The following is a 321-nucleotide window of genomic DNA, read 5'->3' as shown; positions in this document are numbered from 1 at the left end:
TTGTTCCTTTACCGGAAGGAGGTTACGTGCAGCATCACGACCACCTGCAACGTGGAACCTGCAATTTTTCCCGCCAACGGCCAATAGCAAATAGCCAAACAGCTTTCTCACATCATCACTCCGTCACAGCATCTCAGTAAGGACAATAGACCGGCAACAGGCAACAGGCAACCTGTATTTTTTCCCGCTGATCCCGCAGATCTCCGCAGAAAAAGCCAACGGGCCATAGCTAATAACCAACAGCTCACAAAGGACGATTGACCTGACAGACAACTGAGAACTGAGAACGTTCCCGTCTTTTACCCAACAAAGATCTTCAAA

General features: G+C 48.6%; 1 protein-coding gene. It reads right to left on the bottom strand.

Features of this window, described 5'->3' with window-relative positions; genetic code table 11:
• Positions 1 to 123 precede the first annotated feature (123 nt).
• Positions 124 to 321: hypothetical protein (locus HC175_RS24045; RefSeq protein WP_209310201.1), on the bottom strand; the 198-nt coding region annotated here is incomplete at its 5' end.

It is taken from the genome of Salinimicrobium oceani, assembly GCF_012037645.1.
The sequence above is the reverse complement of the archived record's forward strand: the minus strand, read 5'-3'. Positions and strand labels throughout refer to the sequence as shown.